11 protein-coding genes and 1 pseudogene are annotated in these 14,902 nt (G+C 72.1%); 6 read left to right on the forward strand and 6 right to left on the reverse strand.

The window, feature by feature from the left end; all coding sequences use genetic code 11:
* Positions 1 to 30 precede the first annotated feature (30 nt).
* From ilvD to OG214_RS16865, 4 genes and pseudogenes are all read right to left on the reverse strand, one after another.
* Complete coding sequence (ilvD, locus tag OG214_RS16850) at positions 31 to 1,881, reverse strand: dihydroxy-acid dehydratase (protein ID WP_363082990.1); 1,851 nt, start codon at positions 1,879 to 1,881, stop codon at positions 31 to 33.
* Positions 1,882 to 2,082: 201 nt separating this feature from the next.
* Entirely contained in the window at positions 2,083 to 2,694 is a 612-nt protein-coding gene (locus tag OG214_RS16855) for a TetR family transcriptional regulator (RefSeq protein ID WP_363082989.1), read from the reverse strand.
* A gap of 310 nt (positions 2,695 to 3,004) precedes the next feature.
* A pseudogene (locus OG214_RS16860) lies at positions 3,005 to 3,820 on the reverse strand (sugar phosphate isomerase/epimerase family protein); the annotation flags it as partial.
* A 22-nt stretch (positions 3,821 to 3,842) separates the two neighbouring features.
* Positions 3,843 to 4,775 (reverse strand): Ppx/GppA family phosphatase, encoded by a 933-nt coding sequence (locus OG214_RS16865; RefSeq protein ID WP_383034433.1) that lies wholly within the window; start codon positions 4,773 to 4,775, stop codon positions 3,843 to 3,845.
* Between the two features lie 40 nt (positions 4,776 to 4,815).
* Here OG214_RS16865 and OG214_RS16870 point away from each other — a divergent pair, with 40 nt between their 5' ends.
* Positions 4,816 to 5,694: a hypothetical protein gene (locus tag OG214_RS16870; protein ID WP_363082986.1), complete on the forward strand. Its 879-nt coding sequence runs from the start codon at positions 4,816 to 4,818 to the stop codon at positions 5,692 to 5,694.
* A 149-nt stretch (positions 5,695 to 5,843) separates the two neighbouring features.
* Here OG214_RS16870 and OG214_RS16875 read toward each other — a convergent pair whose 3' ends face one another.
* Entirely contained in the window at positions 5,844 to 7,859 is a 2,016-nt protein-coding gene (locus OG214_RS16875) for an RNA polymerase sigma factor (RefSeq protein ID WP_405987529.1), read from the reverse strand.
* A gap of 224 nt (positions 7,860 to 8,083) precedes the next feature.
* Between OG214_RS16875 and radA the strand changes: the two genes are divergently transcribed.
* Positions 8,084 to 9,496: a DNA repair protein RadA gene (gene radA / locus OG214_RS16880; protein WP_363082993.1), complete on the forward strand. Its 1,413-nt coding sequence runs from the start codon at positions 8,084 to 8,086 to the stop codon at positions 9,494 to 9,496.
* Between the two features lie 44 nt (positions 9,497 to 9,540).
* Positions 9,541 to 10,665, forward strand: a complete 1,125-nt coding sequence (gene disA, locus OG214_RS16885; protein ID WP_093598779.1) for a DNA integrity scanning diadenylate cyclase DisA — start codon at positions 9,541 to 9,543, stop codon at positions 10,663 to 10,665.
* 228 nt (positions 10,666 to 10,893) lie between these two features.
* Here disA and OG214_RS16890 read toward each other — a convergent pair whose 3' ends face one another.
* The gene (locus tag OG214_RS16890; protein ID WP_405985182.1) at positions 10,894 to 11,823 is read right to left on the reverse strand and encodes a hypothetical protein; all 930 of its coding nucleotides are present in this window, start codon (positions 11,821 to 11,823) and stop codon (positions 10,894 to 10,896) included.
* Positions 11,824 to 12,020: 197 nt separating this feature from the next.
* On the opposite strand from OG214_RS16890, the gene OG214_RS16895 reads away from it, so the two are divergent.
* The 3 genes from OG214_RS16895 to OG214_RS16905 all read left to right on the forward strand — a co-directional run bounded on the left by OG214_RS16895 (position 12,021) and on the right by OG214_RS16905 (position 14,880).
* Entirely contained in the window at positions 12,021 to 12,788 is a 768-nt protein-coding gene (locus tag OG214_RS16895; protein ID WP_405985183.1) for a phosphatase PAP2 family protein, read from the forward strand.
* A 121-nt stretch (positions 12,789 to 12,909) separates the two neighbouring features.
* Positions 12,910 to 13,974 carry an A/G-specific adenine glycosylase gene (locus tag OG214_RS16900; protein WP_405985184.1) on the forward strand — a complete coding sequence of 355 codons (1,065 nt, stop codon included), beginning with the start codon at positions 12,910 to 12,912 and terminating at the stop codon, positions 13,972 to 13,974.
* Between the two features lie 240 nt (positions 13,975 to 14,214).
* On the forward strand, positions 14,215 to 14,880 hold the full coding sequence (locus OG214_RS16905; RefSeq protein WP_405985185.1) for a SigE family RNA polymerase sigma factor: 666 nt from the start codon (positions 14,215 to 14,217) through the stop codon (positions 14,878 to 14,880).
* The last annotated feature ends 22 nt before the right edge of the window (positions 14,881 to 14,902 follow it).

Consider the following 14,902-nt stretch of genomic DNA (forward strand, 5'->3'; position numbering starts at 1 on the left):
TGGGATGGGCGGATCGACAGGCGGGCGGGATCAGCCCAGCCGGGTCACGTCCCGCACCGCGCCCCTGTCCGCGCTGGTCGCCATCGCCGCGTACGCGCGCAGCGCCACCGAGACCTTGCGTTCGCGGGCGGCCGGCGCGTACACGCCGTTCAGCGCCTCGCGGCGCGCCGCGAGTTCGTCCTCGGCGACGAGCAGTTCGATCGAGCGGTTCGGGATGTCGATCCGGATCCGGTCGCCGTCGTGGACCAGCGCGATCGTGCCGCCCGAGGCCGCCTCCGGCGAGGCGTGGCCGATGGACAGACCCGACGTACCACCCGAGAAGCGGCCGTCGGTGACCAGCGCGCAGGACTTGCCGAGACCGCGGCCCTTCAGATACGAGGTCGGGTAAAGCATCTCCTGCATCCCGGGGCCGCCGCGCGGTCCCTCGTAACGGATGACAATCACATCGCCCTCGGTGATCTCCTTGCGGAGGATCTTGTCCACGGCCTCCTCCTGCGACTCGCAGACGACGGCGGGACCCTCGAAGGTCCAGATCGACTCGTCGACCCCGGCCGTCTTCACGACACAGCCGTCCTCGGCGAGATTGCCCTTGAGGACAGCCAGACCGCCGTCCTTGGAGTAGGCGTGGGCGACATCGCGCACACAGCCGTTCGCGGCGTCCGTGTCGAGCGTGTCCCAGCGCTCGGACTGGGAGAAGGCCTCGGCGGAGCGGACACAGCCGGGGGCCGCGTGCCACAGCTCGACGGCCTCGTCGGACGGCGAGCCGCCGCGCACGTCCCAGGTCTCCAGCCAGTCCTTGATGCTCGGCGAGTGGACGGTGTGCACGTCCTCGTTGAGCAGACCGCCGCGGTACAGCTCGCCGAGGATGGCGGGGATACCGCCGGCCCGGTGGACGTCCTCCATGTAGTACGTACCGCCGGGGGCGACATTGGGCGCGACCTTGGCCAGACAGGGAACGCGCCGCGAGACGGCGTCGATGTCGGCGAGGTCGTACTCCAGCTCGGCCTCCTGGGCGGCGGCGAGCAGATGCAGGATGGTGTTGGTCGAGCCGCCCATGGCGATGTCCAGTGCCATGGCGTTGTCGAAGGCGGCGCGGGTGGCGACGGCGCGCGGCAGGACCGACTCGTCGTCCTGCTCGTAGTAGCGCTTGGTGATCTCGACGACCGTGCGGCCCGCGTTCTCGTAGAGCGCCTTGCGGGCGGTGTGCGTGGCGAGCACCGAGCCGTTGCCGGGCAGCGAGAGGCCGATGGCCTCGGTCAGACAGTTCATCGAGTTGGCGGTGAACATGCCGGAGCAGGAGCCGCAGGTCGGACAGGCGTTCTCCTCGATACGGAGGATGTCCTCGTCCGAGACGCTCTCGTTGACCGCGTCCGAGATCGCGTTGATCAGGTCGAGCTTGCGGACCGTACCGTCCACGAGCGTCGCCTTGCCGGCCTCCATCGGGCCGCCGGAGACGAAGACCGTGGGGATGTTGAGGCGCATCGCGGCCATCAGCATGCCGGGGGTGATCTTGTCGCAGTTGGAGATGCAGATCAGCGCGTCCGCGCAGTGCGCCTCGACCATGTACTCGACCGAGTCGGCGATCAGATCGCGGGACGGCAGGGAGTAGAGCATCCCGCCGTGGCCCATCGCGATGCCGTCGTCGACGGCGATGGTGTTGAACTCGCGCGGTACGGCGCCCGCGGCCTTGATCGCCTCGGAGACGATCCGGCCGACCGGCGCGAGATGCGTGTGTCCCGGCACGAACTCGGTGAAGGAGTTGGCCACCGCGACGATCGGCTTGCCGATGTCCGCGCTCGCTACGCCCGAGGCCCGCATCAGGGCGCGTGCGCCCGCCATATTGCGGCCGTGGGTGACAGTGCGGGACCTCAGCTCGGGCATCGTCGCTCGCTCCTTCAGCAGACCCGTCGTCAGCGGACGGCACGGATCCTTCGGCGGAAATGGCTGTCTCAGAGCCTACGCCCACGCTCCAAGATCTGGACGTCTTGTCCGGTATACGGAACGATCACCCGCCTGTACGGAACGGGGCCTCGGTTTCCGGCCTCAGTCTCCGGCCGCAGTCTCCGGTCTCAGTTTCCGGTCTCAGTTTCCGGTCAGATACCGCTGGAGTGTGGGCGCCACCATCTTGACGATCTCCTCGGAGTCCGCGGAGGCCAGCGGGTCCGCCTTGATCACATAGCGGAGGAACGCGATCCCGATCATGTGGGAGGCGGCCAGTTCGGCGCGGAACGTCGGATTCGGTACGTCGAGCTCCTCCGCGATCCGCTCCAGCAGCCGGCGCAGGACGAACGTACGCAGCACCTTCGCCGCGGCCTCGTGCGTCAGGGCGGAGCGCATGATCGCCAGCATCGGCGCACGGGTCACCGGGTTCTCCCAGACCCCGATGAAGTAGCGGGCGAGCCGCTCCCCGATGCCGTCGAGACCGTCGGCCAGCAGCACGGGCACCATCAGCGCCGGTTCGAAGGAGACCTCGACGGCCGCCGCGAAGACCTCGTCCTTCGTACCGAAGTAGTGGTGGACGAGCGCGGGGTCGACGCCCGCGGCCTTGGCGATGCCGCGGATGGACGTCTTGTCGTAGCCGCGCTCGGCGAACTCCGCGCGGGCCGACTCCAGGATCTTCTGCTGGGCGCTGGGGCCCGAGTCCGTGTCCTTGCGGGCGGGACGGCCACGACGGCGCGGGGCCATGTCGGTCATGGGGCCTTGCCGATCATGAAGGGCGCACTCCCGAGGAGCCTGGGGTACGGGACTTTCGTGACTCCCGCGCCGTGGACGACCCCGGAGACGGACCGGGGGACGAAGCCTGGGGTGGCGTCTGAGGTGGCGTCTGAGGTGGCGTCTGGGATGGCGTCTGGGGTGGAGCGGCGGCGGTCGGCGGCGGTTCCGGTGTCGGTGTCGGCGAGGGCCCCTTCGCGGGCGTGGCCGGCGGGACCGCCGCGGAATTCGCCGACCGCGCTCCGGACCGCGCTCCGGACGGCGCTCCGGACGGCACCTCGGAGCGTGTTCCTGGCCGCGCCGCGGACCGCGCGAGATGCAGCCGGGTGAAGGCCAGCGCCTCCGCCAGATCGGCCTCGCGCTCCGCCGAGGACATCGCCCGGCGGGTATTGACCTCGATCACGACATGGCCGTCGAACGAGGTGCCCGCCAGCCGTTCCAGCAGCTCGGCGCAGGGCTGGGTGCCCCGCCCCGGTACGAGGTGCTCATCCTTCGCCGACCCCTTGCCGTCCGCGAGATGGACGTGCCCCAGCCGGTCGCCCATCCGGTCGATCATGCCCATGGCATCGGTACGGGCGGTCGCGGTGTGCGAGAGATCGACCGTGAAGTGCCGGTAGTCGTCCTTGGTGACATCCCAGTCGGGCGCGTACGCGAGCATCTCGCGGTCCCGGTACCGCCACGGGTACATGTTCTCGACCGCGAACCGCACGTCCGTCTCGTCCGCCATCCGCCAGATGCCGGTGACGAAGTCGCGCGCGTACTGCCGCTGCCAGCGGAACGGCGGATGGACGACCACCGTGGAGGCGCCGAGCCGCTCGGCCGCCGCCCGCGCCCGCTGGAGCTTCACCCACGGGTCGGTCGACCACACCCGCTGTGTGATCAGCAGACAGGGCGCGTGGACGGCCAGTATCGGCACCCGGTGATAGTCCGAGAGCCGGCGCAGCGCCTCGATGTCCTGGCTGACGGGATCGGTCCAGACCATGACCTCGACACCGTCGTACCCGAGGCGCGCGGCGATCTCGAAAGCCGTCGCCGTGGACTCCGGATAGACGGAGGCCGTCGACAGGGCGACCTTCGCGTCCGGGACCCGCACCACTGGTTCTGCCACGGAGACAGCGTAAGGGCACCCCCTACGTGGTCGGGAGTTGGTCGAGTCGGCGCAGGATGATGCCCTCGCGCAGCGCCCAGGGGCAGATCTCCACCACCTCGATCCCGAACAGGTCCATCGCACCCTCCGCGACCAGCGCTCCGGCCAGCAGCTGGGAGGACCGCCCCTCGGAGACCCCCGGGAGCCCGGCGCGCTGGAGCGAGGTCATCGCGGCCAGCTTGGGGACCCACTCCTCCAGTGACGTTCGACTCAGTTCGCGCTGTACGTACAGGCCCTCGGCGGAGCGCGCGGCCCCGGCGAGCCGCGCGAGCTGGCGGAAGGTCTTGGACGTCGCCACCACATGGTCCGGTGTGCCGAACCGCGCGAATTCGCCGACCGTACGGGCGATCTGGGCGCGTACATGACGGCGCAGGGCCTTCACATCGACCGGGTCGGGCGGGTCGCCGGGCAGCCAGCCGGCCGTCAGCCGGCCCGCGCCCAGGGGCATGGACACGGCGGCGTCCGGCTCCTCGTCGAGTCCGTAGGCGATCTCCAGGGAGCCGCCCCCGATGTCCAGGACCAGCAGTTTCCCGGCGGACCAGCCGAACCAGCGGCGGGCGGCGAGGAAGGTGAGCCGGGCCTCCTGCTCACCGGAGAGCACTTCGAGTTCCACACCGGTCTCGCTCTTGACACGCCCGAGCACCTGATCGGCGTTGCAGGCCTCCCGTACGGCGGAGGTCGCGAACGGCAGCACCGCCTCGCAGCCCTTGTCCTCGGCGACCTGGACCGCGTCGGCGACGGTCGCCACGAGCCGGTCGACACCCTCGGCCCCTATGGCGCCCTCCGCGTCGAGCAGCTCGGCGAGTCGCAGCTCCGCCTTGTGCGAATAGGCGGGCAGCGGGCGGGCGCCGCGGTGGGCGTCCACCGCCAGCAGATGAACGGTGTTCGAACCGACATCGAGGACTCCGAGTCTCATGAACGGAACGCTACTGCGAGCGCGCGCATACGCTGGAGCTGTGCCAAAGACGAAAAAGGCGAAGCCGGGCAAAGCCAACGGACCGAACAAGCAGGAGCGACCGGAGGAGGCCCGGGAAGTCCGTAACACACGGAACAAGCGGAATGCCGGGAAAGCGGCCCCGGTCCCCGACGAGAAGGGCCTCGACTTCGCTCGCGCCTGGGTCGAATTCCCCGATCCGGCCGACGAGCAGCAGGTCTTCCGCTGCGATCTGACCTGGCTCACCTCACGGTGGACCTGTGTCTTCGGCAGCGGCTGCCAGGGCATCCAGGCGGGCCGCGCCGACGACGGGTGCTGCACGCTGGGCGCGCACTTCTCCGACGAGGACGACGAGAAGCGGGTGGCCGGGCACGTGGCGCGGCTCACCCCGGAGCTGTGGCAGTTCCACGGGGAGGGCACGAAGGCCGGCTGGACGCAGACCGACGAGGACGGCGAGCGCCAGACGCGGCGCTGGAAGGGCTCCTGCATCTTCCAGAACCGTGCCGGGTTCGCCGGCGGGGCGGGCTGTTCGCTCCACATCCTGGCGCTGCGCGAGGGGCGTGAACCGCTCGAAACGAAGCCGGACGTCTGCTGGCAGCTTCCGGTGCGGCGTACGTACGACTGGATCGAGCGGCCCGACGACACACGGGTGCTGCGGGTGTCGATCGGTGAGTACGACCGGCGCGGCTGGGGTCCAGGCGGCCATGATCTGCACTGGTGGTGCACGTCGGCCACGTCGGCGCACGGCGCGGGCGAGCCGGTGTACAAGACGTACCGGCCGGAACTGACCGAGCTGATGGGCAAGGCGGCGTACGACGAACTGGCGGAGCTCTGCGAACGGCGTGTGGCGAGCGAGCTTCCGCTGGTGGCACCCCATCCGGCGGACCCCGTCAGGGCCTGACCGGTCCGGACACCGGCCGTCGGCGGTCTGCCGCCGGCCGTCGGTCTTCCTCGCCGGTCGCCGGTCGTCCCGGGTGCGGGTGGCGGTCGTCGTCAGCGCGGGTCGCCGGGCGCGGGCCGTGGTCGTCGCCGAGCAGCGCGGGTCGCCGGTCAGCCCGCGGTGCTCGGCGTCGTCGCGGGTGGGTCCGCGGGGACCGAGGGATCCGGGTCCGACGGCGCGGAGTCGCCGGGGACGGGGACAGAATCCCCGGACCCGGGGCCGGTGCCGGGGCCCGAGGGCGTGGGATCGGTGGGACGGGACGGACCGGGGCCTGAGGGATCCGGGGTGCCGGGGGACGCCGGTCCGCCGGGCCCGGACCCGGGGTGTCCTGGGCGCCCGGGGCCCTCGGGGCGGCCCGGACGCCCGGGGTGGCCGTGGTGGCCCGGATGAGCGGGACGGCCCTCGTGGTGGCCGGGACGTCCCGGCCGGCCGGGGGACGCCGGCCTGGTGCCATAGCCGTAGATCTTCACCGTCGAACCCGTCGGATACACCGCGATCCGCGCGCTCCAGGGTCCGGACGGCTCACGCCGGTGGTCCACGAAGACCCGGATCGTGAAGGACTCGCCGGGCGTGAGCATGCCGTAGTGGCTGCTGAGCCGGAGCCAGGGGGCGGTGGTCCCGGCGGTCCAGGCGACCGGCGCCCCGCCGGACGCCCTGAGCGTGATCGTCGTCATACCGTCGGCCGGCCGCGCCTCGACCGAGATACGGCCGGGGGCGGGCCGGCCGGGGAGCGAGGACGGCACGGCCGTACCGTCGCTGACGACCTCCACGAAGATGTCCGACGCACGGCCGCCGCCGAAGCCCGCGCCGGATCCGGTCGCGGCGCTTCCGGTGTTCTCGTAGTGCTCGTACGGCCGCCCGTCCGGGCCGGGCCGCCCGTCGGCCTCCCCCTCACCGACCGCCCCGGCGCTGACCGAGGAGCCTTCGTGGCCCTCGCCCGTCGTCGGCGCGCCCCGGTACGCGGCCCAGAGCGCGAGCACGGGAGCGGCGACGACGGTCGCGACGACCGTGGTCGTCACCGCGCGAGCCCGCAGCCGGTCCCGGCGCGCGGACCGGTCCTTGGGATCCATCGGGAATCCGTCGCGGCCGAAGCGCGGCGCCGTCGTACGGGCCCGGGGCACGCGCGCCATCGCGTCGTACGCGGCGGTCCTGGACGCGGTGACGAGGGGCAGGACGGCGGGCGAGGCCGCGCGCGACGGGGAAGCGGGCGGGGAAGCGGGCGGGACGGGCGTACGCGGTGGTACGGAAGCGCCCGCACCGGACGGGACGGCCGCGCCCGGCGGAACGGTCCCACCCGGCGGAACAGCCGCGCCCAGCCCACCCGGCGCGGCAGGCGTGGCAGGTGGGACCGTTCCGCCGGGCGGGACCGGCGCGGTGCGTGATCCCGGCCACGGGCCCACCGCCTCGGCCCGCTCGGCGGTACGGCGGCAGCGCGGGCAGTCGTCGACATGCCGGACCAGTTCACGCCGGAGCGCGGCGGACAGCAGCACCTGGCTGTCACCGGTGAGCCGGGCGACGGAAGGGCAGTCACCACTGTCCACGACGGCCAGCGCGGCACGGGTGCGCTCCACCTCGCAGGCGGCGGAGGCCAGCAGCTCACGGGCGGCCGGTAGTTGCATGGAGAGCACGGCGGCGACCTCGCGCGGGCCGAGCCTGTGCCGTACGGCCAGCTCCAGGATCTCGCGCTGCTCCGGTGTCGTACCGGCGGCCTCGGGCCAGGCCAGCAGGGCGAGTTCGCGCCGTCGGCGCGCGGCGGTCTCCGGTGGGACCTCGCCCGCCGGTGTGGGCTCCGGCGTGCGTTGCGCCGCGTGCGCCCCCGGACGGTTGCGCCGCTGTTCGGTGAGCTTGCGCTGACATGCCCAGCGGGCGAGGGCGTACAGCCACGCCTTGCGCTCCCCCGCGTCAGAGGGGCACCGGGCGTACTGCCGCTCGGCGATCGACAGGGTGCCGCCGAGCACCTCGGTCGCGTCGTCGTGGTCACAGAGCACGGAGAGGCAGTACGTGAACAGGCCGTCCAGATACTGCTCGTAGCGCGCGGGCGGGCGCTGCGCCACCGAACGGGGCGCACGACGAGCCGCGCGGTGTGCGCCGGTGGTGTGCGGGGCGGATTCGGGGCTGCTGCTCATCACCTGGCGACGGTAGACAGCGCGGCCCACGCCTTTCACACACCTTGAGCACATTTAACTCATACGGGTGAATCTATCGCCCAAAAGGTGATAACAGGAGCGCGATTCGAGGAGTTCCGGTGCGGATCGGCCGGATCGGCCGGATCTCCGGGGCCGCCGGGGCCGGCGCCGTCACCGGACTCGGCGATGTCAGCGCTGTCGGTGGCGCCCTATACGGTGACGCCATGGCTGCTGCCCGTACGAAATCCGCAAAGGACCGGCCGTCCTACCGCTGCACCGAGTGCGGCTGGACGACCGCCAAGTGGCTCGGCCGCTGCCCCGAATGCCAGGCCTGGGGCACCGTCGAGGAGTACGGCGCGCCCGCTGTACGGACCACCGCGGCCGGCCGGGTCTCCACCGCCGCGCTCCCGATCGGCCAGGTGGACGTCCGTACGGCCACCGCGCGCTCCACGGGCGTGGCCGAGCTCGACCGGGTACTGGGCGGCGGTCTCGTCCCCGGCGCCGTCGTCCTGGTCGCGGGCGAGCCGGGTGTCGGCAAGTCCACGCTGCTGCTCGATGTCGCGGCGAAGGCGGCCAGTGACGAACACCGCACGCTCTATGTGACGGGTGAGGAGTCCGCCAGCCAGGTCCGGCTGCGCGCGGACCGGATCAAGGCCATCCACGACCATCTCTATCTCGCCGCCGAGACCGATCTCTCCGCCGTCCTCGGCCATCTCGACGCGGTCAAGCCCTCCCTGCTGATCCTGGACTCCGTGCAGACGGTGGCCTCGCCCGAGATCGATGGCGCGCCCGGTGGGATGGCCCAGGTCAGAGAGGTCGCGGGGGCGCTCATCCGGGCCTCCAAGGAGCGCGGTATGGCCACCCTGCTCGTGGGCCATGTCACCAAGGACGGCGCGATCGCCGGGCCGAGGCTGCTCGAACATCTCGTGGATGTCGTGCTGTCCTTCGAGGGCGACCGGCACGCCCGGCTGCGGCTCGTGCGCGGTATCAAGAACAGGTTCGGGGCCACGGACGAGGTCGGCTGCTTCGAGCTGCACGACGAGGGGATCACCGGTCTCACCGATCCTTCCGGTCTCTTCCTCACCCGGCGTGACGAGCCCGTCCCTGGCACCTGCCTCACGGTCACGCTCGAAGGCCGCCGTCCGCTCGTCGCCGAGGTGCAGGCGCTGACGGTCGACTCGCAGATCCCCTCCCCCCGGCGCACCACCTCCGGTCTGGAGACCTCCCGGGTCTCGATGATGCTCGCCGTGCTGGAGCAGCGCGGCCGGATCAGCGCGCTCGGCAAACGGGACATCTACAGCGCCACGGTCGGCGGGGTGAAGCTCTCCGAGCCCGCGGCCGACCTGGCGATCGCTCTGGCGCTGGCCTCCGCGGCCAGCGACACCCCGCTGCCGAAGAACCTGGTCGCGATCGGCGAAGTGGGCCTCGCCGGCGAGGTCAGACGGGTCACGGGCGTGCAGCGCAGGCTGGCCGAGGCCCATCGGCTCGGCTTCACCCAGGCCCTCGTACCGACCGATCCGGGGAAGATCCCCGCCGGTATGAAGGTCACAGAAGTCGCCGACATGGGCGATGCTCTCAGGGTGCTGCCGCGCCGGGGTCGTGCGGAGGCCCCACGGGACGACAACGCTCGCCGGTAGACTTTGCCCTGGTCTCGCCCATCCGTACGAGCCGGAGGAGTGCAGTGGCAGCCAACGACCGGGCATCAGCGCCCGGAAAGTCCGGCGCGGGCTCCGGCAACGAAGCGCTGATGCGCGCCTCCCTGAGCGCGGTCGCGCCGGGCACGGCCCTGCGCGACGGGCTGGAGCGGATCCTGCGCGGAAACACCGGCGGTCTCATCGTCCTGGGCATGGACAAGACCGTCGAATCGATGTGTACCGGCGGGTTCGTGCTGGACGTGGAGTTCACCGCGACCCGGCTGCGCGAGCTGTGCAAGCTCGACGGCGCGCTCATCCTCGACAAGGACATCACCAAGATTCTGCGGGCCGGCGTCCAGTTGGTCCCCGAGTCCTCCATCCCCACGGAGGAGACCGGCACCCGGCACCGCACCGCGGACCGGGTGTCCAAGCAGTGCGGCTTCCCCGTCGTCTCCGTATCGCAGTCGATGCGCCTGATCGCCCTGTATGTGAACGGGGAGCGCCGGGTCCTGGAGGAGTCGGCGGCGATCCTGTCCCGGGCGAACCAGGCGCTGGCGACCCTGGAGCGGTACAAGCTCCGTCTCGACGAGGTGGCGGGCACGCTCTCCGCCCTGGAGATCGAGGACCTGGTGACGGTCCGGGACGTGACGGCGGTGGCCCAGCGGCTGGAGATGGTGCGCCGGATCGCCACGGAGATCGCCGAGTACGTGGTGGAGCTGGGCACCGACGGCCGGCTTCTCTCGCTCCAGCTCGACGAGTTGATCGCGGGTGTGGAGCCGGAGCGGGATCTGGTCGCGCGCGACTATGTGCCCGAGCCGACGGCGAAGCGGGCCCGTACGGTCGACGAGGCGCTCGGCGAGCTGGACTCGCTGAGCCACTCGGAGCTGCTGGAACTGCCCACCGTGGCAAGGGCGCTGGGCTACAGCGGGGCGCCCGAGACGCTCGACTCCGCGGTCTCGCCGCGTGGTTACCGGCTGCTGGCCAAGGTGCCGCGGCTGCCTGGGGCCATCATCGAGCGGCTGGTCGAGCACTTCGGCGGGCTCCAGAAGCTGCTGGCGGCGAGCGTGGGCGATCTCCAGACGGTGGACGGTGTCGGCGAGGCGCGGGCACGCAGCGTCCGTGAGGGCCTGTCGCGGCTCGCGGAGTCGTCGATCCTGGAGCGGTACGTCTGATCCGGTACGAGCGCCCGTACGCGCGGGAGCGAGCCGGGCCGAGGGGAACAGACCGACCGGACGGCTCGGGACGCAAGCGGAACGGGGAAGCGGAAACGGGAACGGGAACGCCCCGGCCGATGAGGCCGGGGCGTTCGCCGTCCGTACCGGGACCGGCCGCCGTTCGCAGTCCGTACGGGGCCGGCCGCCGTCCGTACCGGGGCCGACCGTTCAGTCCGTGCAGTCCGTTCAGTCCTTCTCCAGGCGGATGGACTGCTGTCCCTGCTTCACCGAGGCCCGCGATGTCTCGGCCTCGACCAGATACGTTCCGGGACCGACCGCCCCCGCGGGCGGCGTGGCGCACTGCGGCGCGCTCTGCCTGCGGTCCCATCGCACGGTGCGCGTGACGGTCTGCCCCGCGGGGACCTCGAAGTACTGCGCGCCGGTCTTCGGGCAGTCGGCGGAGGACCAGACCTCGTCGTCCTCGGCGTTGGTGACCGTCAGCACCATCGCCTTCGGCCCGAAGTCCGCCTTGCAGGTGGTGCCCGACGTGTTCTTCACGTTCAGACGGAACGCGGGCTTCTCACCCGGGGCGTAGGCGACCTTGGTGGTGGCGAGCGTCAGCGCGAGGGAGTTGGGAGCGCAGTCGGGGAGCCCGGAGCCCGCGCCGACCGCCCGCCCCGAGGTGGTGCTGCCGTCGCCGGTGCCCGTACTACCGCCGCCGGTACCGCCGTTCGCCGTGCCACCGGCACCGCCCGCGCCTCCCGCACCACCGACCGTACCGTTCGCGCCTCCCGTACCGGCGGCGCCTCCCGCGCCCGTGCCCGCCGAGCCGCCCGCGCCCCCGGTGTCCGCGGGGTCGCCGTTCTTGCCGCCGTCGGCGCCGGAGTCCGTACCGCCGTCGCCGCCACCGCCGTTCCCGCCGGAGCCGTCCGACTCCTCGCGCCCGCCCGGCTGTTCACTGATGGCGGGTCCCGACCCGGACGGCCCGGGGGTGATGGACGTCGCGGGATTGGCGCCGTCGGAGGTGTCGCCCGCCGGCTTGCCACCGCCCCCGCTGGAGCTGACGTACCACACGACGAGCAACGCGAGCAGCGCGGCCAGCGTCGCCGCTACCGCCCTCCGTCGCCAGTAGATGGTGGAGGGAAGCGGCCCGACCGGATTGCGCAAAGATCCCACGGCGCAAACTGTACGAGAGTTCAGAGCCAACTCCCGCCCCACATGCCGCCTCTCTCGGCAAGTTTTACGGATCATCATCCCGGAACGGCCTTCAGCGACAGCACTTTTGACCGCAACGGCGCCCCTTCCTTCCGTCAGGACTGCGTCCTTGACCATGGAGTCATGTGACCATCGGACAACATCTGTACGTTGATCACATGAACGGCAGTGCAACGAGCGATCTCTATCGCGACATCACCGACTTCGCCCGCACCACCCCTTCCTGGGTCCAGCATCTGGCCGAACTCTGGACGGAGGCGGGGCTGTTGGTGTTCGGTCTGCTCTTCGTGGCCGTCTGGTGGCTCGCGAGACGGGCCGGCTCACGGGCCCTGGCCCTGGCGGTACTCGCCCCGCTCGCGACCGCGATCGCCTATGTGTGCAGCGAACTGTCCAAGTCGGTACTGGAGGAGGAGCGGCCGTGCCGCGCGGTCGCCGGGGCCGGGGAGCCGCTCATCACCTGCCCGCCGGTCGGTGACTGGTCCTTCCCCAGCAACCACTCCACCATCGCCGGAGCCGCGGCGACGGCTCTCCTGATCGCCCGTCCCCGGCTCGCGTATCTCACCGTGCCGATGGCTCTGCTGATGGCGTTCTCGCGGGTCTTCGTCGGGGTCCACTACCCGCACGATGTGGCGGTGGGGCTGGTCCTCGGCGCGGCGGTGGCGACGCTGGTGATGCCGGCGGCGGCCCGCCCGGTGGGGCTCCTCGTCGGGACGATGCGTACCAGCGGTGCGAGCCCGGTCCGGTGGCTCGCCGGGCCCGGCGACCGGCTCGCCCGCACGGCCCGCGCCGCCCGGCCGGTCCTGCGGGTCCCTGCCGACGGACCCGCCCAGGCCGACTCCGGGGACACAGGGGACACCGGGGCCACCGGCGACTCCCCGACAATGTCCATACGGACACCCCGGGACCAGGGCATGTTTCGGAGGTAACGCCCGGCGCCACTTTCGAAACGCCGTCTAGCCCACCCGGAGGCGGGCGTGCGACAACCTCCGGCGCTCGCCCGGCCGCTGCACCGTCAACGCTCCGTGACGTGCCAGGATCGGTGGTGCCATGACTGCTACCTTCCCGCACTCCGCGACTTCCACGGCCTCCCCCGCCTCCCCCACACCCCCCGCCTCCTCCGACTCGCCCGTCCCGCCCCGCTCCCCCGCCTTGCCCGCATCCCCCGCCTCGGCCAGCTCGCCCGCCCCGGTCGGCTCACCCGGCTCACCCGCCTCCGGGACCTCGGCGGTGGCCGTCGACCCGGCGGTCCTGCACACCCCCGTCATCGCGTGGTTCGAGACGAACGCGCGCGATCTGCCCTGGCGCCGCCCCGAAGCGGGCGCCTGGGGTGTGATGGTCAGCGAGTTCATGCTCCAGCAGACCCCCGTCAGCCGGGTCCTGCCGGTGTACGAGCAGTGGCTCGCCCGCTGGCCGCGCCCCGCCGATCTGGCCGCCGAGGCCCCCGGCGAGGCGGTACGCGCCTGGGGCCGGCTCGGCTATCCGCGCCGTGCGCTGCGGCTGCACGGCGCGGCGCAGGCGATAACGGAGCGGTACGGAGGTGACGTACCCCGCGAGCACGCGCAGCTCCTCTCGCTGCCCGGGATCGGCGAGTACACGGCCGCGGCGGTGGCCTCGTTCGCGTACGGACAGCGGCACGCCGTGCTCGACACCAATGTGCGCCGGGTCTTCGCCCGTGCCGTGGCCGGTGTCCAGTACCCGCCGAACGCGACCACGGCCGCCGAGCGCAAGCTGGCCCGCGCCCTGCTGCCCGAGGACGCGGCGACGGCGGCGCGCTGGGCCGCCTCCTCCATGGAGTTGGGCACGCTGATCTGCACGGCGAAGAACGAGGAGTGCGGGCGCTGTCCGATCGCCGCGCGGTGCGCCTGGCGGCTGTCCGGCAAACCCGCGCACGAAGGGGCGCCGCGGCGCGGCCAGACCTACGCCGGTACGGACCGCCAGGTGCGCGGCAGGCTTCTCGCCGTCCTGCGCGACGCGGTCGGTCCGGTACCGCAGACGGCCCTGGACGCGGTGTGGGACGAGCCGGTGCAGCGGGCGAGGGCGCTGGACGGACTGGTCGCGGACGGGCTGGTCGAGCCCCTGGAGAACGGTGTCTACCGGCTCCCGCAGAGCTGATCCCGACCGGCCGGCAGAAACGACCACGACGGCCGGTACCGGCGCCGCCGCGCACCGGCCGTCGTACCCAAACGGCGCATAACCGGTCGTTCCCCTCCGCGCCACCGGCCGGCCGTTACACAACCGATGGACAGCCGTGCGTTTGCCGACGGCTGTCACGCACAACTCCGTGACAAGCGCTCCGTAATTTCCCTGCCGTAGGCGATCGGCACGGATGCTCAGAGGTCGGAGGCGGTTGGCATGGCGCAGGGCGAGGTGCTCGGATTCGAGGAGTACGTACGGACCCGCCAGGAGGCCCTGCTGCGCAGCGCCCGGCGTCTGGTGCCCGACCCCGTCGACGCGCAGGACCTGCTCCAGACCGCCCTCGCCCGCACCTTCGGCCGCTGGGACGGCATCGCCGACAAGTCACTCGCCGACGCCTATCTGCGCCGCGTCATGATCAACACCCGTACGGAGTGGTGGCGTGCGCGCAAGCTCGACGAGATCCCCACCGAACAGCTCCCCGAGGCGCGCGTCGAGGACGGCACTGAGCAGCACGCCGACCGCGCCCTGCTGATGGAGATCCTGGGGATCCTGGCACCCAAGCAACGCAGTGTCGTGGTGCTGCGACACTGGGAGCAGATGAGTACGGAAGAGACGGCCGCGGCGCTCGGGATGTCGGCGGGTACGGTGAAGAGCACGCTCCACCGGGCGCTGGCCCGGCTCCGCGAGGAGCTGGAGACCAGGGAGCTGGCGAGCAGGGAAGCGGCGGGCGCCGAGCTGCGCGCCCGCGCGCCGGAGCGCGGTGCTCCGCGTCGGGACAGGGGTGACGGCCGAAGTCGTCGCGACAGCCGTGGCGGCCGCGACGGCCACGACGGGCGTCAGGGACAGGGACGGGAACAGGAGCGGGCGAGGTGCGCGGCCTGAAAGGCCCCGGTCGGCCGGGGGG

The sequence above is a fragment of the Streptomyces sp. NBC_00872 genome, assembly GCF_045161915.1.
Lineage (GTDB): Bacteria > Actinomycetota > Actinomycetes > Streptomycetales > Streptomycetaceae > Streptomyces.